A 21,211-nucleotide genomic window follows, 5' to 3' on the forward strand; every position below is an offset into this window, starting at 1 on the left:
GATGAAAAAAGCGATCCTACACACGTTAATAGCTTCATCTCTGGCGTCATTAGTGGCAATGCCCTCTTTAGCCGCTGATAATGTTGAATTGAGAATGTCCTGGTGGGGCGGCAACAGCCGTCACCAGCAGACGCTCAAAGCCATTGAAGAGTTCCACAAGCAACACCCGAACATCACCGTGAAAGCGGAATATACTGGCTGGGACGGTCACCTGTCTCGTCTGACAACACAGATTGCCGGTAACACCGAGCCAGATGTGATGCAGACCAACTGGAACTGGCTGCCGATTTTCTCTAAGAACGGCACGGGTTTTTATGACCTGAACAAGGTTAAAGATTCTCTGGATCTGACCCAGTTCGAGTCAAAAGAACTGCAAAACACCACGGTCGAAGGGAAACTGAACGGTATTCCGATTTCCGTTACGGCTCGCGTCTTCTATTTCAACACCGAAAGCTGGAAAAAAGCCGGTCTGGAATATCCAAAAACGTGGGATGAACTGCTGAACGCCGGTAAAGTGTTCAAAGAAAAACTGGGCGACCAATACTACCCTATCGTATTGGAACACCAGGATTCTCTGGCACTGCTGAACTCTTATATGGTTCAGAAGTACAACATTCCAGCGATTGATGTAAAAGGTCAGAAATTCGCTTATACCGATGCACAATGGACTGAATTCTTTGGCATGTATAAGAAGTTGATCGACAGCCATGTCATGCCTGATGCGAAATACTATGCGTCTTTCGGTAAGAGCAACATGTATGAAATGAAGCCATGGATCAACGGCGAGTGGTCTGGTACTTACATGTGGAACTCCACTATCACTAAGTACTCTGACAACCTGCAACCACCAGCAAAACTGGAATTGGGCAACTATCCGATGCTGCCTGGTGCAAAAGATGCCGGCTTGTTCTTCAAACCAGCACAGATGCTGTCTATCGGTAAGTCAACCAAGCATCCTAAAGAGTCTGCTCAGTTGATCAACTTCCTGCTGAACAGCAAAGAAGGTGCTCAGGCTCTGGGTCTGGAACGTGGTGTACCGTTGAGTAAAGCCGCTGTGGCTCAGTTGACTGCTGATGGCGTGATTAAAGATGATGCACCAGCCGTTGCCGGGTTGAAACTGGCTCTGGCTCTGCCGCATGAAGTTGCTGTTTCCCCTTATTTCGATGACCCGCAAATCGTTTCTCTGTTTGGTGATACCATCCAGTCTATCGATTACGGTCAGAAATCAGTGGAAGATGCGGCGAAATACTTCCAGCGTCAATCAGATCGTATTCTGAAACGTGCAATGAAGTAATATCGTACATCTTTTAGACGGTAATTCATCCCTGCCGTACTGACGGCAGGGATTTTTCATTTAAATTAAAACAACCGCGATATTCAATTCGATCCCCCTCACAATTTGAAACCCCATTTTACTTTTTGTTACCCAAGACGATCTCGATCACAGAACGTAGTTTAATAATAAATAAAATAGAACTTGTCCCAAAAAGCATAATGCGTGTTTTTTATTAGAGATATCCTAACCAATAGGGAATATAACAATGAAAGTTAAATTACTAGCTCTGGCAGTTACGTCATTAATTAGTGTGAACGCAATGGCGGTAACCATCGATTACCGTCATGAAATGAAAGATACCCCGAAAAATGATCACCGCGATCGTTTGTCAATGTCACACCGTTTTGCCAATGGTTTTGGTTTATCTGTTGAAGCAAAATGGAGACAATCTGGTAAAGACACCACGCCAAATAAACCCTTTAATGAAACCGTCAGCAACGGTACGGAAGTGGTTGCCAGCTATGTTTATAATTTCAACAAAACGTTTTCTTTAGAACCAGGTTTTTCTTTAGATTCAAGCTCTACGTCTAACAACTATCGTCCTTATCTGCGCGGTAAAGTCAATATTACCGATGACCTGTCCACCTCACTGCGCTACCGCCCATACTATAAGCGTAACAGCGGCAATATCGGAGGAGCGAACACATCGGAAAACGGATATAACTTAACCGCAGTTGTTAGCTATAAATTCCTGAAAGATTTCCAGGTTGATTACGAGCTGGACTACAAAAAAACCAATAAAGCTGGCGCTATCATTCATGATAATGAAACATATAACTTCGATCATGATGTAAAATTGTCTTATAAATTGGATAAAAACTGGAAGCCTTATATGGCTATTGGTAACGTAGCTGACGACTCCAATAAAGATACCGACCATCGTCAAACTCGTTACCGTGTGGGTGTGCAATACAGCTTCTAATAACGGCCTTATTGTTTAAATAAGCGTTATAAGTTGGCAAAAGGGATGTTAGTGTTAATTGACTCACTTAATTTTATCATTAACGTCCCTTTATTATTATGTCCGTTGTAGGTTAAGCAAGTTAGTTACGTTTCGTTGTTACATGTGGTGTCGTTAAATGCGTTTTAGCTGTTGAAATTGCTGTGTCTGATTTACCCTCTTCGTGTATGAATGTTATTTCTTTATTAAAGTTTGCGGTTCAGGGTAGTCATTTTTTCTCCGATGTGATGGCTACCCTATTTTTTTTACCATCGCCCAACAATTTCCCTCCTCCTTCCCTTTGTCAGGTGATCTATCATGATTGTTCGTTCTCTGCTTGTCGGGGCCATTATGATGTCTGTAAATGGATTAAGTCACGCCCAACCTGTTTTTCCTGTCTGGCCACACGGCGAAGCACCGGGAGCCTCTTCTTCAACGGCACAGCCGCAAGTGGTCGAACGGAGCAAAGATGCTTCTCTTCCCGATCGGGCAGCAACCGGTATTCGCAGCCCCGAAATTACCGTTTATCCGGCAGAGAAACCCAATGGTATGGCGTTACTCATTACACCTGGCGGTTCTTACCAGCGCGTCGTGTTGGATAAGGAAGGTAGCGACTTGGCACCGTTCTTTAATCAACAGGGCTATACCCTGTTCGTGATGACCTATCGCATGCCCGGAGAAGGCCATAAAGAAGGCGCTGACGCCCCGTTAGCAGATGCTCAACGTGCCATCAGAACCCTGAGAGCCAACGCCGAGAAGTGGCACATTAATCCACACCGTATTGGTATTATGGGATTCTCCGCGGGTGGTCATGTTGCAGCCAGCCTGGGAACCCGCTTCGCCCAGTCCGTTTACCCCGCGACGGATGCCATTGACAGCGTAAGCGCACGCCCTGATTTCATGGTGCTGATGTATCCCGTTATTTCAATGCAGGCGAATATTGCGCACGCCGGTTCGCGCAAGCAGTTAATCGGGGAGCAGCCAACGGAAGCGCAGGTGCTGCGTTATTCTCCAGAGAAACAGGTTACCGCTCAGACGCCACCCACGTTTCTGGTGCATGCCGTTGACGATCCGTCAGTGTCGGTTGATAACAGTCTGGTGATGTTCAGCGCGCTGCGGGAAAAACAGATCCCCGTCGAAATGCATCTGTTTGAGAAGGGGAAACACGGTTTCGGCCTGCGCGGTACCAAAGGACTTCCAGCGGCAGCCTGGCCTCAGTTGCTGGACAATTGGCTGCGAGTCTTACCTGCAAGTAACGAACCGTCGAAATAAATCGTTACGCCGTCACTGCTTCCGCAGACAGGGATAATCTCTTATACTGTATAAAATAACAGTTTTATTTGAGAAGTTTCATGACTGCGGAAGGACACCTGCTGTTTTCTGTTGCCTGCGCGATTCTGGCTAAGAAAGTTGAGCTATCGCCTTCGCTGGCGACCGGAGACTGGTGGCACATTATTCCCGGTGCACTCCTTACCGCGCTGCTGCCCGATATCGATCACCCCAAATCCGTCCTCGGGCAGCGCCTGAAGTGGCTTTCTTCGCCCATTGCCCGCCTCTTTGGTCATCGCGGGTTTACGCACAGTCTCCTTGCCATCGCTGCCGGTATTTTCTTTATTCAGACGCGCCTGCCGCCAGACTGGCCGATTCCAACCGATGCCTACCATGCCATGATCGTCGGTTATCTGAGCCACATTCTCGCGGATATGCTGACGCCCTCTGGCGTTCCTCTACTCTGGCCCTGTCGCTGGCGTTTCCGCTTGCCGATTTTAAACAGCCAAAAAGGCAATCAGTTGGAACGCTTTCTGTGTCTTGCCTGTATCGGCTTTTCGCTGTATCAGCCACAAAAAAATCTGGACTGCTGCACCTATGAGCAGTCATTTCGCTTTTTACAGTCCGCGCAAACCTACCTCTTTCAATACGTGAAGTAACAGCGTTACTTACCGTCAGACATATCCCTGTAACATGATGGCAAAAGACCTGCTATCCTGTGCGCGTTTGTTATTTTTCATCGCAAAAAATCACGCTCCCTCCGCCGATCTCCACTACCGCGCGAGATCCTGGGCAGCGTGACGCGATTCACTGATAGGGAGCAAAGCCGGATGAATTTTCCGCTACTCATAAATATTCTGCTATTTGTCGTATTACTGCTCGGATTAGGTTACGCCAGCCGTAACCCATCCTGGAGTCTGGCAAAGAAAGTGTTGCTGGGTTTGGTTGTCGGGGTGCTATTTGGTCTGGCACTGCATCTGATTTATGGTGGTGACAACCCGGTTGTTAAGCAGTCCATTTCATGGTTTAACATCGTGGGTAATGGCTATGTGCAGCTGTTACAGATGATCGTCATGCCGCTGGTCTTTATCTCCATCCTCAATTCCGTTGCCAAGCTGCATAATGCCTCATCATTAGGGAAAATCAGCTTACTGACGCTTTCTACCCTGTTGATCACCACGCTGATTTCCGCGTTGGTCGGTGTTTTTGTGACTAACCTGTTTGGCCTGACGGCGACCGGGCTGGTGCAAGGTGCGCAAGAAACCGCGCGATTAACGGCGATTGAAAGCAACTATGCTGGTAAAGTCGCTGACCTTAACGTGCCTCAGCTTATCCTGTCATTTATTCCTAAAAACCCGTTTACTGAGCTGACCGGTGCGAACCCGACGTCTATCATCAGCGTCGTCGTCTTCGCCGCGTTCCTTGGCGTTGCGGCGTTACATCTGCTGAAAGATGACGCGGTCAAAGGTGAACGCGTTTTAACCGCCATTGACACGCTGCAATCCTGGGTAATGAAGCTCGTTCGTCTGGTGATGAAGTTGACCCCCTACGGCGTCATGGCGCTGATGACCAAGATGGTCGCCAGTTCTAACCTGCAAGACATCCTCAAGCTGGGCAGCTTCGTTGTCGCGTCCTATCTGGGACTGATGATTATGTTCGGCGTCCATGCGCTGGTCCTGTCGTTCACAGGCATCAATCCGGCTCGTTTTTATCGCAAAGTCTGGCCTGTCCTAACGTTCGCGTTTACCAGCCGTTCCAGCGCGGCGACAATTCCGCTCAGCATTGAGGCACAAACGCGCCGTATTGGCGTGCCGCAATCTATCGCCAGCTTTGCGGCGTCTTTCGGCACGACAATCGGTCAGAACGGCTGTGCGGGGCTTTACCCAGCAATGCTGGCCGTGATGGTCGCGCCAACGGTCGGCATCAACCCGTTGGATCCTGTCTGGATCGCGACGTTGGTCGGTATCGTCACCATCAGTTCTGCTGGCGTAGCCGGTGTGGGCGGTGGAGCCACCTTTGCTGCGTTAATTGTTCTGCCTGCGATGGGGCTGCCGGTAACGCTTGTCGCGCTTCTCATCTCCATTGAGCCGCTGATCGACATGGGCCGTACCGCACTTAACGTCAGCGGGTCTATGACGGCCGGTACTGTCACCAGCCAGTTGATGAAGCAAACGGACAAAACGGTTTTCAACGCACAGGATGATGCTGAGTTGACGAACCGCTAAGCCACATTTGCTGCACAAAAGAAAACGCCGACGGCTTGATGCTATCGGCGTTTTTTTATGATGGGCCGTTACTGCACAACGTTGAAAAACGGTCCCGACATTTTTTATGACACTTTTCTAATAACGATATCGTGCCATCGGGCTAGTTAGCGCTGCGGGTTAGTATCGTAAGCCTGGCAGCTCTGGAAGCCTTTATTGAGAACATGGCCCGTTTCGTTGTAACTAACGAAATAGTTCTGCGCTGTGCCATCACGGTTTTTCAGCAGATAATCGCTACAGGTGCCTTTGGCATTTACCAGACGTTTTTCTACTCCGCTACCTGCAAGTTGATGAACCTGCTGCTTCGTCATTCCCACTTTCACATCTTTCACCACAGGCTCATTGACATAGCTTTCTGCCTTGTTATAAGCCGAACACCCCGCCAGCATGACAGCACCAGCTGCCGCAATACATATCAGTAATCTGTTATTCTTCATCTCATCACCTCATTATTAATGGGTCACCCTAAGGCTAGTCGGCGGCGACCCCTTTTTCAAATCATAACGCAGAGATGTAACATATTGGCCGATAGTCAAAAACCGGTTATCTATAGGGAAAATGACTACCTGACAGCTTATTCTTTTTCTTCACGCCAATTCGTTTTACACTCAGGGTATCGTAATAATTCTTTTGCAGTATCAATAAGTTCAAGAGGGGATGGCATGTCATTACAAAACGACATTATCACTGCGCTGGGAGTGAAAAGTAGCATCGATCCAGCACAGGAAATCCGTGTTAGCGTTGATTTTTTAAAGAATTATCTGAATGCTCACCCGTTCGTTACGTCGTTAGTTTTGGGTATTAGCGGCGGTCAGGACTCTACGCTGACCGGTAAACTGTGCCAGACGGCTATCACGGAATTACGTAATGAGACCGGAAATTCTCGCTATCAGTTCATCGCCGTTCGGCTGCCTTACGGCGTGCAGGCGGATGAAGCCGACTGTCAGGATGCCATCGCGTTTATCCAACCAGACCGCGTACTAACCGTCAATATCAAGCCGGCGATTGAAGCCAGTGAAGCCACCTTGCGCGCCATTGGCGTGGAGCTTTCCGATTTTGTAAAAGGCAATGAAAAAGCAAGAGAACGCATGAAAGCGCAGTACAGCATCGCAGGCATGAACGCTGGGCTTGTCGTCGGCACCGATCATGCAGCAGAGGCGGTAACGGGCTTTTTCACCAAATACGGTGATGGCGGTACCGATATCAACCCGATTTTCCGGTTGAATAAGCGTCAGGGTAAAGCGCTGCTGCGCGAACTTGGCTGCCCTTCTCATCTTTATACCAAAGCCCCTACCGCCGATCTGGAAGAAGATCGTCCGTCTCTCCCCGATGAAGTCGCGCTGGGCGTCACCTATGAAAAGATCGACGACTATCTGGAAGGCAAGCAGATCGAGGCTAACGATGCGGCCATCATCGAAAACTGGTATCGCAAAACTGAACACAAGCGTCGTCCGCCGATTACCGTTTTTGATGACTTCTGGCGGTAAACCATCGCAATGAGCACTACCGGATGCAGATAACGGCATCCGGTTTGATTTCTTTGGCACAGACCTCATAACCAGGTATGAATATGACGTCACAGCGCGCCACGCTCACAGGCTTACTGGCGATCGTTTTATGGAGCACATCCGTCGGGCTTATCCGTAGCCTGACAGAAGCACTCGGCCCCATCGGCGGTGCGGCGATGATTTACTCCACCAGCACGCTGTGTCTATTGGCCTTTTACGGTTTTCCCCGCATTAAGACGCTGCCCAGAGTCTATTTGTTCGCAGGCGGCGCGATGTTTGTCTGCTACGAGATATTTCTGTCGCTGTCCATCGGGCTAGCGGATAGCCGCATGCAGGCGATAGAAATAGGGATGATTAATTATTTGTGGCCCAGTTTGACCGTGTTCTTTTCTCTTTTTATCAATCAGCAGAAAAGTCGTTTCCTGCTCTGGCCCGGCCTTGCGCTCTCGCTAGGCGGCATCGTGTGGATTATGAAAGGAGAAAGCGACTGGACACCAGAACTCCTGTGGAACAACATCTTAGCTAACCCGCTGGCCTACAGCCTGGCATTTTCTGCGGCTCTGACCTGGGCGCTCTACTGCAATATCACCAGGCGTTACGGACAGGGAAAAAGTGGCGTCTCGCTGTTCTTTTTCGTCGCCTCACTCCTGCTCTGGGTTCAGTACGCCTTCAGTACCGAAGGGACGATTTCATTAACCTTACCAAGTTCGCTGCAACTGCTCTTTATGGGCACATCGACCGCATTAGCCTATTCCGTCTGGAATATCGGTATTCAGCATGGCAACCTGACGTTGCTGGCAACCGCCTCTTATTTCACGCCCGTGCTTTCCACACTATTGGCCGCGCTCTGGCTCAATATCACGCCTGCTATATCATTCTGGCAAGGCGTCGTCATGGTCACGGCAGGCTCGCTGCTCTGCTGGTATGCGACACGTACACCCACAAGCTGATCCACAGCCATCCCCATGGTTTTCGGCTAAATTTTCCGTCCAATAAAAAACCCTAATCTGCTCGCGGTCACATTCTTCACGCTAACCTGCTATAGTCATCCCCACATTCCGTTACCTAAAAAATAGTCACACATGTTAAGGCGTTTCTTTTCCTACTATTCCCCTTACAAAGGGTTGTTCGTCCTCGACTTCGGCTGTGCCATTATCGCTGGCCTGCTTGAATTAGGGTTTCCGATGGCGATTAAAGCGTTCATCGACAAATTATTACCCGCTCAGGACTGGTCGCTGATCCTGTTGGCGTCAGTGGCACTATTGGCCGTATATCTGCTGAATACCGCGCTGATGGCCATCGTCAACTATTGGGGACATGCGCTGGGCGTGGGTATTGAAACCGACATGCGACGGCAGGCCTTTGAGCATCTGCAAAATTTGCCGTTCCGTTACTACGACAATATGAAGACCGGTCATATCATCACCCACGTCACCAAAGATTTGGAAGAAGTCGGGGAAATTGCCCACCACGGCCCGGAAGACCTCTTCCTCGCGATCATGACGTTTATCGGTGCGTTCATCCTGATGGCGACGGTTCACCTGAATCTGGCGCTGCTGACGATTATTATCGTGCCTTTCATGACGTTTCTCGTCAGCCGCTATGGTGCTCGCATGACGGAGACATGGCGTCAGCTCTTCGGTCAGGTTGGTAACTTCAACGCCCGCATTGAAGAGAGCGTTGGGGGTATCCGCGTCGTTAAAGCGTTTGCTAATGAAGCGCATGAGAAAAAACTGTTCTCCAACGATAACGAAAACTACCGCCGTACCAAGTTGCAGGCCTATCGCATCATGACCGCCAGTATGACGCTCAGCTACCTCAGCACGCGCCTGATACAGCTTATCGTAATGCTGGCCGGGATTTGGTACGTAATTCAGGGCGAACTCACCTACGGTGGTTTTATCGGCTTCCTGTTGCTGATTGAAGTGTTCTTCCGTCCGGTCGCCAAAATTACCTCGGTGCTGGAGAGCTATCCCAAAGGGATTGCGGGATTCAAACGCTTTACTCAACTGATCGACACCGTTCCCGAGATTGCCGACGCCCCCGATGCGCATGATGCCGGACCGCTGAAAGGCGATATCCGGTTCAATCAGGTGAGCTTTGGGTATTCTGCCGATCGTCCGATTCTGCGCAATATTGACCTGTCGATTCGCGCAGGGGAAACCGTGGCGTTTGTCGGTCCGTCCGGCGCAGGTAAAACCACCCTCTGTTCCCTGCTTCCTCGCTTCTATGATTTAACCAGCGGCGCCATCACCATTGACGGCATGGATATCCGCCAGATGACGCAGGCATCGCTACGCAGCCAAATCGGCATCGTACAGCAGGATGTTTTCCTGTTCGGCGGCACCATTCGGGAAAACATCGCCTATGGTAAACTTGATGCCAGCGATGACGAAATCATGGAAGCCGCACGACGTGCGCGGTTAGATGAGTTGATCGAAAATCTGCCTGACGGGCTGGACACCGTGGTCGGCGAGCGAGGCGTTAAATTATCGGGTGGGCAAAAGCAGCGTTTATCTATCGCGCGCATCTTCCTGAAAAACCCGCCGATCCTGATTTTGGACGAAGCGACATCTGCGTTGGATACTGCGACAGAGCAGGCGATACAGCAATCGCTCAGCGAGCTTTCCGCAGGGCGTACCACGTTGATCATCGCCCATAGGCTGGCAACCATACAGAACGCGGGACGCATTGTGGTGGTAGATAACGGCAGCATTATTGAGCAAGGCAGCCATCAGGTGCTGCTGGAGCAAAGTGGCATCTATGCCAGATTACATCAGGCGCAGTTCGGTCAGGCCTGATTACGACCTTCCTCGGCGAGGTTCTCCTCGCCTTTTTCTCCCTGCTTTCCTACATAGATGTGACTTCAGTGGTTCCCCTTGCAATAAATTGCATTTAAAATACATCTATTATAATTTCATCAGGACATGACGCACATGGCGAGAAAAACCCTGGGAAAATACCGACAGCGGGAGATCCGTACCGTCGGATTGATGATCGAACTGTATGAAAAGCATCATCCTGAAACCGGCGATAACGCGCAGCATAAAGACTTATTCAACTACGCCATCAAGCGTCTGGAACGCTGTCAATTCGGTGAAGATAAACCCGCGTGTAAGCATTGCCCCATTCACTGCTATCAACCCGCCCGACGTGAAGCGATCAAAGCGATTATGCGCTGGTCAGGGCCGCGGATGTTGTTGCGCCACCCGATTCTGGCAATACGCCATTTAATTGACGATCATCGGCCAGTGCCGGACTATCCGAAAAAAGAGGCAGCGCTAAAAACGCCAAATGGACGAGCAACGCGTTTAGCCTCGCAGCATACGGCACCAGCAGATACAGAATCGACGTTGAAATAGGTAAAATGAGGCGAATAAGATAGGAAAAGGCCGCTTGCGCGGCCTTTTTTGGGTGACTCTGTTACTCTTTGGGAGAGGCGTTCTCTACCCTGCTTTTTAGCTTTTGCCCCGGACGGAACGTGACCACACGGCGCGCCGTAATCGGAATATCTTCGCCAGTTTTTGGGTTACGTCCCGGACGTTGGTTCTTGTCTCGCAAATCAAAATTGCCAAAACCTGACAACTTGACCTGCTCGCCATTTTCCAAAGCGCGACGAACTTCTTCAAAAAACAGCTCGACTAGCTCTTTGGCATCCCGTTTGCTCAGCCCGAGCTTCTCAAACAGGTATTCTGACATTTCAGCTTTAGTAAGCGCCATAGGTTCAATCCCTCAAGGATGCTTGGAATCGCTGTTTTAATGCTGCTACGCATTCTGCAACGGTAGCGGCAATTTCCTCTTCTGCCAGTGTACGCGTGGTATCTTGCAGGGTCAGACTGATAGCCAGACTCTTATAACCTTCCGCTACGCCCTTCCCTCGGTACACGTCGAATAAGTTTACGCCAACTAACTGATTTGCGCCAACTTTCTTACACTCGGCCAAAATATCGCCCGCAGGGACATTTTCAGCGACCACAACGGCGATATCGCGACGGTTCGCCGGGAAGCGGGAAACCTCGTTCGCCTCAGGCAATACGCGGTCTGCGACCTTATCCCACAACAATTCGAACACCACGGTGCGCCCGTTAAGATCCAACTTGCGCTCCAGTTCTGGGTGAATAACGCCAATAAATCCAATGCGTTCTCCGCACAGATAAATAGCAGCACTTTGTCCTGGATGCAATGCCGGATTATTTTCGGCCTTGAACTCAATCTCAGACAACTTGCCCGTCAATGCCAGTACCGCTTCCAAATCGCCTTTTAAATCATAGAAGTCAACGGCCTGACGCGCCAGATCCCAATGCTCTTCATAACGCGTGCCAGTAATCACACCCGCCAGCATCAGCTCTTGACGAATCCCCAGGTCAGCACTGGTGTCCGGTACAAAACGGAGACCGCTTTCAAACAGGCGCAGGCGGCTTTGTTGACGGTTTTGGTTATACACCGCCGCGCTCAGCAAGCCGCTCCACAGCGATAAACGCATCACCGACATCTCTGCGGAAATCGGGCTCGGCAGGCTCAGCGACGCTTCATTAGGGTGGATTAATCCCTGAATTTTCGGGTCAACAAAACTGTAAGTAATTGCTTCCTGGTAGCCGTGATCGACTAATAATGTCTTCACGCGCTTCAATGACAGTGACGCTTCGCGATGCGAGGTCATAATCAACGGAGCCTGGGTCGGAATATTCGGAATATTGTTGTAGCCGTAAATACGCGCGACTTCTTCAACCAGATCTTCTTCAATTTCCATGTCGAAGCGCCAGCTCGGTGCCGTCGCCTGCCAACCTGCATCGGTTTTCGCGACGTTACAACCCAAACGCTGCAGAATATCGCTCACCTGCTCATCGGCAATCACATGGCCAATCAGGCGATCCAATTTCTCACGGCGCAGCGTAATCGTTGCACGAGTTGGCAAATCTGCCTCGCTAGTCACATCAACGACCGGACCCGCTTCGCCACCACAGATATCGATCAGCAGGCGAGTCGCACGCTCAATGGCCTTGTGCTGTAACGCCGGATCGACGCCACGCTCGTAGCGGTGAGACGCATCGGTGTGCAAACCGTGACGACGTGCGCGTCCGGTAATCGACAGTGGGTTGAAGTAAGCGCATTCCAGCAGAACGTTTTGCGTTTCTTCATTGACGCCAGAATGCTCACCGCCAAAGATACCGCCCATCGCCAACGCACTCTGCTGGTCAGCGATAACCAGCGTATCCGCGTTCAGCTTCGCTTCGTTGCCATCCAGCAGCGTCAGCGTTTCGCCTTCTGTCGCCATACGCACGATAATGCCGCCGTTGAGACGGTCGAGATCGAACGCATGCATTGGTTGACCGAGTTCCAGCAGAACGTAGTTCGTCACGTCAACAACCGGATCGATAGAACGAATACCGCAACGGCGCAGCTTTTCGCGCATCCACAGTGGCGTTGCCGCCTTAACGTTGATGCCTTTCACCACACGGCCTAAGTAACGCGGGCATGCCTGCGGCGCATCGACCTGAATCGGGAAGGTATCCTGAATCGTCGCAGCAACGGGCTCAATAGTCGGTTCATTCAACGCCAGCTGATTCAACACGGCCACATCACGCGCCACACCGATAATGCCGAGGCAATCAGCACGGTTTGGCGTCACGCTGATTTCAATCGCGTTGTCATCCAGCTTCAAGTACTCACGAATATCTGTGCCAATCGGCGCGTCTGCTGGCAGTTCAATGATGCCATCGTGATCGTCGGAAATACCCAATTCGGAAAATGAGCACAGCATGCCTTCAGACGGTTCACCACGCAGCTTGGCGGCTTTAATTTTGAAATCGCCCGGCAATACGGCACCGACCGTCGCCACTGCCACTTTCAGACCCTGACGGCAGTTCGGCGCGCCACAGACGATGTCCAGCAGGCGCTCGCCGCCGACATTGACTTTCGTCACACGCAGTTTGTCTGCGTTCGGGTGCTGCCCACATTCAACCACTTCACCGACAACCACGCCGTGGAATGCGCCAGCAACAGGTTCAACGCCATCCACTTCCAGCCCTGCCATCGTGATCTGTTCAGATAGCGTTTTACTGTCAACCGCCGGGTTTACCCACTCGCGTAACCAGAGTTCACTGAATTTCATGATGTATACCCGCCTTACTTAAACTGTTTGAGGAAACGCAGATCGTTTTCGAAGAATGCACGCAGATCGGTCACGCCATAGCGCAGCATCGTCAGACGCTCCATGCCCATACCGAACGCGAAGCCGGAATACACTTCTGGGTCGATACCGACATTACGCAGAACATTCGGGTGGACCATGCCGCAGCCCAGGACTTCCAGCCATTTGCCGTTTTTACCCATCACATCCACTTCAGCAGACGGTTCGGTAAACGGGAAATAAGACGGACGGAAGCGAACCTGCAAATCTTCCTCAAAGAAATTACGCAGGAAATCATGCAACGTGCCTTTCAGGTTGGTGAAGCTGATGTCTTTATCGACGATCAACCCTTCCATCTGATGGAACATCGGCGTGTGGGTCTGATCGTAATCGTTACGATAAACGCGACCCGGCGCGATGATACGGATAGGCGGTTGCTGCTTTTCCATGGTACGAATCTGAACGCCAGACGTCTGTGTACGCAGCAGGCGTGTAGCATCAAACCAGAACGTGTCGTGGTCAGCACGCGCAGGGTGGTGCCCTGGAATATTCAGCGCATCAAAGTTGTGATAATCGTCTTCGATTTCCGGCCCGGTTACCACGGAAAAACCCAGCTCGCCGAAGAAGGTTTCGATACGATCGATGGTACGGGTCACCGGATGCAAGCCACCATTTTCAATGGTGCGGCCCGGCAGGGAAACATCGATGGTTTCCTGCGCCAGACGCGCATTTAACTCAGCGGATTCCAGCATGTGCTTACGGGCATTCAGCGCGTCCTGAACGTCTTGCTTAGCCTGGTTAATGACAGCACCAGCCGCAGGGCGCTCTTCAGCCGGCAACTCGCGCAGCGAGGTCATCTGAAGGGTTAAGTGACCTTTTTTGCCCAGATATTCGACACGCACATTTTCCAGTGCGGCAACATCCTGAGCCTCTTCTATAGCTGTTCTGGCTTTGGCAACCAGCTCTGCGAGATGTGGCATTGTGTTCCTCTTTTTCTGCCTATGTGGCCAACGGTCATGATTGAAGAATGTCGTTTTACTCAAAACGATAAATGTTACTAAAAACAAGAGTAAAAACCGATTATTGTAAACAAAAAAGCCTCCCTATGGGGAGGCTTAAGCGCTACTTTTCGTTTCTTTTCTTACGCGCAAAGCCCCCCTGAATTCAGGCGCTAAAGTAAAAAAAGAAACGGAAAATAGCAGCGTTCATACTTGCGTTACCTTTGTCTTATAAATAATAAAAACGAAAAGTGTAGAGCTCGACGAAAAGAGGGAGCCAAAGCTCCCTCTCTCAACTGGCTTACGCCAGTGCTGCTTTCGCTTTTTCGACCAGCGCGCTGAACGCTAACTTATCGAATACTGCGATATCAGCCAGAATCTTACGGTCAATTTCAACAGAGGCTTTTTTCAGGCCGTTGATGAATTTGCTGTAAGACAAACCGTTTTGACGAGCTGCCGCATTGATACGTGCAATCCACAGCTGACGGAATTGACGTTTACGTTGACGACGGTCGCGGTAAGCGTATTGGCCAGCTTTGATTACTGCCTGGAAGGCAACACGATAAACACGCGAACGGGCACCGTAGTAACCTTTCGCTTGTTTCAATATTTTCTTGTGACGTGCACGGGCAACTACACCACGTTTTACGCGAGCCATATGCTCTCTCCTAAAGTCTTATTCTGAATTAAAAAAAGGTTACTTATGCGTACGGCAGACATGCGATAACAAGACCCAGATCCCCTTTGGAGACCAGACCTTTTGGACGCAGGTGACGTTTACGCTTAGTTGACTTTTTGGTCAGAATATGACGCAGGTTAGCATGCTTACGCTTAAAGCCACCGCTTGCGGTTTTTTTAAAGCGTTTAGCGGCGCCACGTACTGTTTTAATCTTTGGCATTGTTATTTCCACTTCGCATTGTTAATAAAACGAATCAGATAAGGCGAACAAAGCCGTACAACACAGAGGTTGTACGGTCTTGCTACTTGAATGCCTTACTGTTTCTTCTTCGGTGCTAGCACCATGATCATCTGACGGCCTTCGATCTTCGTTGGGAAGGATTCGACCACTGCCAGTTCACTCAGATCGTCACGAACGCGGTTAAGCACTTCCATACCAATCTGTTGGTGCGCCATTTCACGACCGCGGAAACGCAGTGTGATTTTAGCTTTGTCACCATCTTCAAGAAAGCGAATCAGGTTGCGTAGTTTGACCTGATAGTCGCCATCATCGGTACCAGGTCGGAATTTAATTTCCTTGACCTGAATAACTTTTTGTTTTTTCTTCTGTTCCTTTGTAGCTTTACTCTTCTCATAAAGGAACTTGCCGTAATCCATAATTCGGCAAACCGGCGGCTCGGCGTTCGGACTGATTTCAACTAAATCAACACCTGCTTCTTCGGCTTTTTCTAATGCTTCATTTAGACTTACGATGCCCAGCTGTTCGCCTTCGACGCCTGATAGACGTACCTCGTGTGCGCGAATCTCTCTGTTGATGCGATTAGGACGCGCCGGTTGAACTCGTTTTCCGCCTTTAATACTTATACCTCCAATTGATGAAGACTACGGCTGCGAATCTCTTGTTGCAGCTTACTGATGACTTCACTGACATCCATGCTCCCCAGGTCTTTACCACGACGAGTGCGGACAGCAACTTTTCCTGCCTCGACTTCTTTGTCGCCACAAACCAGCATATAGGGAACACGGCGTAAAGTGTGTTCGCGGATTTTAAAGCCTATCTTCTCATTTCTCAAGTCTGCTTTTACACGAATGCCCGCTTCTTGCAGTTTTCGGGTCAATTCGTTGACATAATCAGACTGGCTATCAGTGATATTTATAATCACCGCTTGAACCGGGGCTAACCAGGTCGGGAAGAAACCGGCGAATTCTTCGGTCAGAATACCGATGAAACGCTCCATTGATCCCAAAATAGCCCGGTGAATCATAACCGGAACCTGACGCTCGTTGCTTTCGCCAACGTAAGACGCGTTCAGACGGCCCGGTAATGAAAAGTCGAGTTGCACCGTACCACACTGCCACGCACGATCCAAACAGTCATGCAGGGTAAATTCAATTTTTGGGCCGTAGAACGCCCCTTCACCCGGCTGATAGGCGAATTCGATGTTATTTTCAGTCAACGCGGCCGCCAAATCGGCTTCAGCGCGATCCCACATCTCATCGCTACCAATACGTTTTTCAGGACGCGTAGACAGTTTCACCACGATTTTTTCAAAACCGAAGGTGCTGTACATGTCATACACCATCTTGATGCAGCTGTTCACTTCATCACGGACCTGCTCTTCCGTACAGAAGATATGCGCATCGTCCTGAGTGAAGCCGCGCACACGCATTAAGCCATGCAGAGATCCTGACGGTTCATTACGGTGACAGCTACCGAACTCAGCCATACGCAGCGGCAGATCGCGGTATGATTTCAATCCCTGATTGAAAATCTGTACGTGGCCTGGGCAGTTCATTGGCTTGATGCAGTATTCACGGTTTTCTGATGACGTCGTGAACATCGCTTCTTTATAGTTTTCCCAGTGACCGGTTTTTTCCCACATCACGCGGTCCATCATGAATGGGCCTTTTACTTCCTGATACTGGTACGACTTCAGCTTCATGCGTACAAACGCTTCCAGCTCGCGGAAGATCGTCCAGCCGTCGTTGTGCCAGAACACCATACCTGGCGCTTCTTCCTGCATATGGTACAGGTCAAGCTGTTTGCCGATCTTGCGGTGGTCGCGCTTAGACGCTTCTTCAAGACGTTGCAAATAAGAAGCCAGTTGCTTTTTATCTGCCCATGCGGTGCCGTAGATACGTTGCAGCATTTTGTTTTTGCTGTCGCCACGCCAGTAAGCGCCGGACGTTTTCTGCAATTTGAAATGGTGGCAGAAACGCATATTCGGTACGTGCGGACCACGGCACATATCGATGTATTCTTCATGGTGATACAGACCCGGACGATCATCACGACTGATGTTCTCATCCAGAATCGCCATTTTGTAGGTCTCACCGCGTGCAGCGAACGCATCGCGCGCTTCTTGCCAACTGACTTTTTTCTTAATGACGTCATAGTCAGTGTCAGCAAGTTCGTGCATACGCTTTTCGAGCAGCTCAATATCTTCCTGAGTCAAGGTACGGTCGATATCAACGTCATAGTAAAAACCGTTATCGATAACGGGACCAATCGCCATTTTGGTATCTGGCCACAATTGCTTAATCGCATGGCCCAGTAGGTGCGCACAGGAGTGGCGAATAATTTCCAGACCGGCTTCATCTTTAGCGGTGATGATGGCTAACTGCGCATCGGTATCGATCTTATCGCTGGCGTCAACCAGCTCGCCATTGACACGTCCTGCGATACAGGCTTTTGCCAGACCGGGACCAATATCAAGTGCAACATCGAGGGGAGAAACGGCGTGGTCGTAATGACGCTGACTTCCATCAGGAAGGGTGATAACTGGCATTATAATTCCCTTATTTACAGTGGTGAGCCACACGAAAGCTCACATGCAAAAAATCGTATATCAATTGAAAATCAAAAGTGTTAACCATGCTATTTCTCTTTACTCTGTGAAATATATACACATGATGCGAACACTAAAGGTGCGCATTAGCGTGACATGGATAACGTCGGGGCAATAATACACCTTATAAGTGGTGTGTTAAAGCCGGATAGTGGCCTGTTCATCTTTGCATCGTGATGAACAGGCAACGGGGAGTTACTGTGTCTGTACCGACTTCATCGCTGCATTATTTTTGCGGGAGAATCGGAAACCAAGCCAAATAACGGCAATCCAGAGCGGAATTAAGATGACCGAAATGCGAATTCCTGGCGACAGCAGCATAATCACCAGAATCCCCGCCAGAAACGCCAGACACAGGTAGTTACCCCACGGATACCAGAAGGCTTTAAACGCAGGAACAATGCCCTTCTCAATCATCGCCTGACGGAAGCGCAGGTGCGCAAAGCAGATCATGATCCAGTTAATCACCAGCGTCGACACCACCAGCGCCATCAACAGTTCAAAGGCTTTGCCTGGCATCAGATAGTTGATCGCCACTCCAAACGATGTTGCTAATGCTGACAGCACGATAGAACGAACGGGAACACCACGCGCGTTGACCTTCGCGAGAGATTTCGGCGCATTTCCCTGTTTTGCCAAACCGTAAAGCATCCGGCTATTGCAGTACACGCCGCTGTTATAAACCGATAACGCCGCCGTTAGCACGACGATATTAAGTATGTTCGCCACCATATTGCTATTCAGCGCATGGAAAATCAGGACAAACGGACTCCCGCCATCGACAACCTTTCCCCACGGATAAAGCGATAACAAAATAGACAGCGCGCCGATATAGAAAATCAGGATGCGATAAACCACCTGATTGGTCGCCTGCGGAATAGAACGCTTCGGTTCGGCCGCTTCGGCAGCGGTAATACCCACCAATTCCAGACCGCCGAATGAAAACATGATCACCGCCATCGCCATGATCAATCCGCTTGCGCCATTTGGCATGAATCCGCCATGGATCCATAAGTTACGCACCGTTGCCGTTTCGCCGCCATTGCCACTTAGCAGCAGCCAACTGCCGAAGACAATCATCCCAACGATGGCAAGCACTTTGATCAGGGCAAACCAGAATTCCGTTTCCCCAAACATCCGCACATTAACCAGATTGATAAGGTTGATCAGCACAAAGAATATCGCGGCGGACAGCCAGGTTGGCGTTTCAGGCCACCAGTATTGAATATAAATTCCCACGGCTGTTAGTTCTGCCATCCCTACCAGAATAAACATCGCCCAGTAGTTCCAGCCAGCCAGAAAGCCGGCAAAGTCGCCCCAGTACTTATAGGCAAAATGGCTAAACGAACCCGCTACCGGCTCCTCCACCACCATCTCACCCAACTGCCGCATAATCAGAAACGCAATCATTCCAGCAATCGCATAGCCCAATAAAACGGACGGCCCTGCCATTTGGATAGTCTGCGATATTCCTAAAAATAAACCGGTACCAATCGCGCCACCCAGCGCAATCAGTTGAATATGTCGATTCTTTAACCCTCGTTTTAGAACCAATTCCTGTTGATCGTTTGCTATGTTGTTTTGAGCATTTGCCATGTTGTTTTTGTGCTTCCTGTAAAGCCTTCTTCATTTTATAACAATGCCTGCTTACGCCATCAGCATGAAGGATGACGTAAGCAGGCAAAGGGATAGGTGTTTTACGCGTTACACAGTGATTGAGCCATTAACGTTCCGGGATGACACTTTTAAACGTTAACTCCACATCATCACGATCGCGCTCAGCGGCAAGCGTCTCAGGCTCACTTTTCTCTGCATTCTGGGGCAGCAATTTTTTCAATAACGCTAACTGCTGGCGTTGCTGCTCTACGATTTCCTGCAGCAATTTCACTTGCTCATTCGCTCTGACACTCGCCCGATTAACAAAAAACCAGACCAGCGCGGCCAGCAGCACAATCAGCAAGACAAAAACCACTTCTAATATGTTCACAACGACTCCACTTATAACCACTTATGACAGGTACCTGTGAGCTATCTTACCACCGTGGCATAGCCAAGTTCGATACCCAACCCTATCTGTTATCCACATCATGTTGATGCGCATCGCTATCGTGTTGGTACAAAAATAAAAAAACGTGGGGAACGTTTTTCAACGTCGCTTGCGACGGCCCGCAGAGTGACAGCCAGAGATGGCTCGCCATAAAAAAAGCCTGTCGGCAAGGACAGGCTCAGGCATTGATAGCAAATATCAGAAAGGGTAATCGTGGTAGCCCATTTGCTCAGAGATATTTCTGGCTGCGGTGTGCAGCGTAGCGACATATTCGTGTTTGTTTTCTTCTGAAAAACGAATTGTTGGGAAAGAAATACTGAGGCCCGCAATCACCACGCCAAAGCGATCGAATACTGGCACGGCGATACAACGCAACCCTTCTTCTTGCTCTTCGTTGTCTTCTCCGTAGCCTTGCTCACGCACGACATCCAATTGGTTGAGAAGCGCTTCAGCAGAGCACAGCGTGTGTGGCGTACTGCGAGTGAATTCGACGGTCGACAGAACCTCTTCCACTTCGCTGCGATCGCGCCATGCCAACAGCACTTTACCAATTGCGGTACTGTGCAGCGGATTGCGACGGCCAATGCGTGAATACATACGCAGGTTATACATCGAATCAATCTTGTGGATATAAACGATGCCGTCTTCATCCAACGCGCCAAGGTGGATCGTTTCCCGCGTTAGTGCAGACAACTCACGCATCTGTATATCCGCACTGCGGATTAAATCTACGTTCTGCAATGCTTTTGCCCCAAGTTCAAACAACTTGAGCGTCAGCGAATATTTCTCTGATTCACCTTCCTGCGCAACATAGCCCAGGGATTTCATCGTCTGCAAGAAGCGGTAAACGGTACTCTTGGACATCATGACTCGCTGAGAAAGCTCGGTAATACCAATTTCTCTCTCTTCACCTAATGCCTGTAAAATACCAAAAACCTTTAAAACGGACGACACGGAATCGGGTTGTTTATCTAAATCTGCACTAGCCATTTTTGTGGTTACCCTACTCAGGTTTTTTTGTTTTAAAAAAAATAGAACAATGGTTTTAGTATAAAGGGAACGCTTTGATTATGGCAATGGAGCAATAACGATAATCAAGTTAAGTTTGAGAAATAACCGCGTCAGAGACTTAATAAAATAATATGTAAGAAAATATTTTAAAATAATCCGCGCCATAAAATGTGACGCGGA

Annotated in this window: 20 protein-coding genes, 1 pseudogene and 1 other annotated feature; of the genes and pseudogenes, 9 read left to right on the plus strand and 12 right to left on the minus strand. The window is 49.7% G+C overall.

The annotated features are described in order from the left end of the window. Position 1: 1 nt before the first annotated feature. The 5 genes and pseudogenes from Q3A88_RS14970 to Q3A88_RS14990 all read left to right on the plus strand — a co-directional run bounded on the left by Q3A88_RS14970 (position 2) and on the right by Q3A88_RS14990 (position 5,770). Positions 2–1,294, plus strand: coding sequence for an ABC transporter substrate-binding protein (locus Q3A88_RS14970; RefSeq protein ID WP_110162951.1), 1,293 nt, complete (start codon positions 2–4; stop codon positions 1,292–1,294). 247 nt (positions 1,295–1,541) lie between these two features. Beyond that, complete coding sequence (locus Q3A88_RS14975; RefSeq protein WP_110162952.1) at positions 1,542–2,258, plus strand: oligogalacturonate-specific porin KdgM family protein; 717 nt, start codon at positions 1,542–1,544, stop codon at positions 2,256–2,258. A 336-nt stretch (positions 2,259–2,594) separates the two neighbouring features. After that, positions 2,595–3,548, plus strand: coding sequence for a pectin acetylesterase PaeX (paeX, locus tag Q3A88_RS14980; protein ID WP_110162953.1), 954 nt, complete (start codon positions 2,595–2,597; stop codon positions 3,546–3,548). An 80-nt stretch (positions 3,549–3,628) separates the two neighbouring features. After that, positions 3,629–4,135: pseudogene (locus Q3A88_RS14985) on the plus strand (metal-dependent hydrolase); the annotation flags it as partial. Between the two features lie 240 nt (positions 4,136–4,375). Then, on the plus strand, positions 4,376–5,770 hold the full coding sequence (locus tag Q3A88_RS14990; protein ID WP_110162955.1) for an L-cystine transporter: 1,395 nt from the start codon (positions 4,376–4,378) through the stop codon (positions 5,768–5,770). 146 nt (positions 5,771–5,916) lie between these two features. Here the strand turns inward: Q3A88_RS14990 and osmE are convergent, their stop codons facing one another. Continuing rightward, positions 5,917–6,246 (minus strand): osmotically-inducible lipoprotein OsmE, encoded by a 330-nt coding sequence (gene osmE, locus Q3A88_RS14995; RefSeq protein ID WP_110162956.1) that lies wholly within the window; start codon positions 6,244–6,246, stop codon positions 5,917–5,919. Positions 6,247–6,471: 225 nt separating this feature from the next. Between osmE and nadE the strand changes: the two genes are divergently transcribed. From nadE to Q3A88_RS15015, 4 genes are all read left to right on the plus strand, one after another. Further along, on the plus strand, positions 6,472–7,296 hold the full coding sequence (gene nadE, locus Q3A88_RS15000; protein ID WP_010275646.1) for an ammonia-dependent NAD(+) synthetase: 825 nt from the start codon (positions 6,472–6,474) through the stop codon (positions 7,294–7,296). Positions 7,297–7,379: 83 nt separating this feature from the next. Further along, positions 7,380–8,267 carry an aromatic amino acid DMT transporter YddG gene (yddG, locus tag Q3A88_RS15005; RefSeq protein WP_317178202.1) on the plus strand — a complete coding sequence of 296 codons (888 nt, stop codon included), beginning with the start codon at positions 7,380–7,382 and terminating at the stop codon, positions 8,265–8,267. 132 nt (positions 8,268–8,399) lie between these two features. Beyond that, positions 8,400–10,118, plus strand: a complete 1,719-nt coding sequence (locus Q3A88_RS15010; RefSeq protein ID WP_039529355.1) for an ABC transporter ATP-binding protein — start codon at positions 8,400–8,402, stop codon at positions 10,116–10,118. Between the two features lie 135 nt (positions 10,119–10,253). Then, positions 10,254–10,679 (plus strand): nitrous oxide-stimulated promoter family protein, encoded by a 426-nt coding sequence (locus tag Q3A88_RS15015; protein ID WP_317178203.1) that lies wholly within the window; start codon positions 10,254–10,256, stop codon positions 10,677–10,679. Between the two features lie 61 nt (positions 10,680–10,740). Here Q3A88_RS15015 and ihfA read toward each other — a convergent pair whose 3' ends face one another. The 11 genes from ihfA to kdgR all read right to left on the minus strand — a co-directional run bounded on the left by ihfA (position 10,741) and on the right by kdgR (position 21,010). Beyond that, positions 10,741–11,037, minus strand: a complete 297-nt coding sequence (gene ihfA, locus Q3A88_RS15020) for an integration host factor subunit alpha (protein WP_009112984.1) — start codon at positions 11,035–11,037, stop codon at positions 10,741–10,743. Positions 11,038–11,041: 4 nt separating this feature from the next. Beyond that, complete coding sequence (pheT, locus tag Q3A88_RS15025; RefSeq protein ID WP_317178204.1) at positions 11,042–13,429, minus strand: phenylalanine--tRNA ligase subunit beta; 2,388 nt, start codon at positions 13,427–13,429, stop codon at positions 11,042–11,044. Between the two features lie 14 nt (positions 13,430–13,443). Further along, positions 13,444–14,427 (minus strand): phenylalanine--tRNA ligase subunit alpha, encoded by a 984-nt coding sequence (gene pheS / locus Q3A88_RS15030; protein WP_014915263.1) that lies wholly within the window; start codon positions 14,425–14,427, stop codon positions 13,444–13,446. 108 nt (positions 14,428–14,535) lie between these two features. Then, positions 14,536–14,662, minus strand: a sequence feature (Phe leader region). Then, positions 14,612–14,656: a pheST operon leader peptide PheM gene (gene pheM, locus Q3A88_RS15035; protein ID WP_106120997.1), complete on the minus strand. Its 45-nt coding sequence runs from the start codon at positions 14,654–14,656 to the stop codon at positions 14,612–14,614. (Overlaps the previous feature by 45 nt.) Positions 14,663–14,746: 84 nt before the next feature. Then, entirely contained in the window at positions 14,747–15,103 is a 357-nt protein-coding gene (rplT, locus tag Q3A88_RS15040) for a 50S ribosomal protein L20 (RefSeq protein ID WP_005968887.1), read from the minus strand. A gap of 43 nt (positions 15,104–15,146) precedes the next feature. Next, positions 15,147–15,344, minus strand: a complete 198-nt coding sequence (rpmI, locus tag Q3A88_RS15045) for a 50S ribosomal protein L35 (RefSeq protein ID WP_010275699.1) — start codon at positions 15,342–15,344, stop codon at positions 15,147–15,149. Between the two features lie 95 nt (positions 15,345–15,439). Next, entirely contained in the window at positions 15,440–15,982 is a 543-nt protein-coding gene (infC, locus tag Q3A88_RS15050) for a translation initiation factor IF-3 (protein WP_110162960.1), read from the minus strand. Positions 15,983–15,984: 2 nt separating this feature from the next. After that, the gene (gene thrS / locus Q3A88_RS15055) at positions 15,985–17,913 is read right to left on the minus strand and encodes a threonine--tRNA ligase (protein ID WP_014915262.1); all 1,929 of its coding nucleotides are present in this window, start codon (positions 17,911–17,913) and stop codon (positions 15,985–15,987) included. A 255-nt stretch (positions 17,914–18,168) separates the two neighbouring features. Further along, the gene (locus Q3A88_RS15060; RefSeq protein ID WP_317178205.1) at positions 18,169–19,569 is read right to left on the minus strand and encodes an amino acid permease; all 1,401 of its coding nucleotides are present in this window, start codon (positions 19,567–19,569) and stop codon (positions 18,169–18,171) included. Between the two features lie 127 nt (positions 19,570–19,696). Beyond that, positions 19,697–19,960, minus strand: a complete 264-nt coding sequence (locus Q3A88_RS15065) for a YebO family protein (protein ID WP_014915260.1) — start codon at positions 19,958–19,960, stop codon at positions 19,697–19,699. A gap of 258 nt (positions 19,961–20,218) precedes the next feature. Further along, positions 20,219–21,010: a DNA-binding transcriptional regulator KdgR gene (gene kdgR / locus Q3A88_RS15070; protein ID WP_010297863.1), complete on the minus strand. Its 792-nt coding sequence runs from the start codon at positions 21,008–21,010 to the stop codon at positions 20,219–20,221. Between the last annotated feature and the right edge of the window lie 201 nt (positions 21,011–21,211).

The sequence above is a fragment of the Pectobacterium sp. HCp5_1 genome (assembly GCF_032905925.1).
GTDB classification, from domain to species: domain Bacteria; phylum Pseudomonadota; class Gammaproteobacteria; order Enterobacterales; family Enterobacteriaceae; genus Pectobacterium; species Pectobacterium brasiliense_A.

Bases quoted from the DNA above. Each gene is read 5' to 3' on its own strand.
- Q3A88_RS14970 (WP_110162951.1), top strand. From the start codon at position 2: ATGAAAAAAGCGATCCTACACACGTTAATAGCTTCATCTCTGGCGTCA.
- Q3A88_RS14975 (WP_110162952.1), top strand. From the start codon at position 1,542: ATGAAAGTTAAATTACTAGCTCTGGCAGTTACGTCATTAATTAGTGTG.
- paeX (WP_110162953.1), top strand. From the start codon at position 2,595: ATGATTGTTCGTTCTCTGCTTGTCGGGGCCATTATGATGTCTGTAAAT.
- Q3A88_RS14990 (WP_110162955.1), top strand. From the start codon at position 4,376: ATGAATTTTCCGCTACTCATAAATATTCTGCTATTTGTCGTATTACTG.
- osmE (WP_110162956.1), bottom strand. From the start codon at position 6,246: ATGAAGAATAACAGATTACTGATATGTATTGCGGCAGCTGGTGCTGTC.
- nadE (WP_010275646.1), top strand. From the start codon at position 6,472: ATGTCATTACAAAACGACATTATCACTGCGCTGGGAGTGAAAAGTAGC.
- yddG (WP_317178202.1), top strand. From the start codon at position 7,380: ATGACGTCACAGCGCGCCACGCTCACAGGCTTACTGGCGATCGTTTTA.
- Q3A88_RS15010 (WP_039529355.1), top strand. From the start codon at position 8,400: ATGTTAAGGCGTTTCTTTTCCTACTATTCCCCTTACAAAGGGTTGTTC.
- Q3A88_RS15015 (WP_317178203.1), top strand. From the start codon at position 10,254: ATGGCGAGAAAAACCCTGGGAAAATACCGACAGCGGGAGATCCGTACC.
- ihfA (WP_009112984.1), bottom strand. From the start codon at position 11,037: ATGGCGCTTACTAAAGCTGAAATGTCAGAATACCTGTTTGAGAAGCTC.
- pheT (WP_317178204.1), bottom strand. From the start codon at position 13,429: ATGAAATTCAGTGAACTCTGGTTACGCGAGTGGGTAAACCCGGCGGTT.
- pheS (WP_014915263.1), bottom strand. From the start codon at position 14,427: ATGCCACATCTCGCAGAGCTGGTTGCCAAAGCCAGAACAGCTATAGAA.
- rplT (WP_005968887.1), bottom strand. From the start codon at position 15,103: ATGGCTCGCGTAAAACGTGGTGTAGTTGCCCGTGCACGTCACAAGAAA.
- rpmI (WP_010275699.1), bottom strand. From the start codon at position 15,344: ATGCCAAAGATTAAAACAGTACGTGGCGCCGCTAAACGCTTTAAAAAA.
- thrS (WP_014915262.1), bottom strand. From the start codon at position 17,913: ATGCCAGTTATCACCCTTCCTGATGGAAGTCAGCGTCATTACGACCAC.
- Q3A88_RS15060 (WP_317178205.1), bottom strand. From the start codon at position 19,569: ATGGCAAATGCTCAAAACAACATAGCAAACGATCAACAGGAATTGGTT.
- kdgR (WP_010297863.1), bottom strand. From the start codon at position 21,010: ATGGCTAGTGCAGATTTAGATAAACAACCCGATTCCGTGTCGTCCGTT.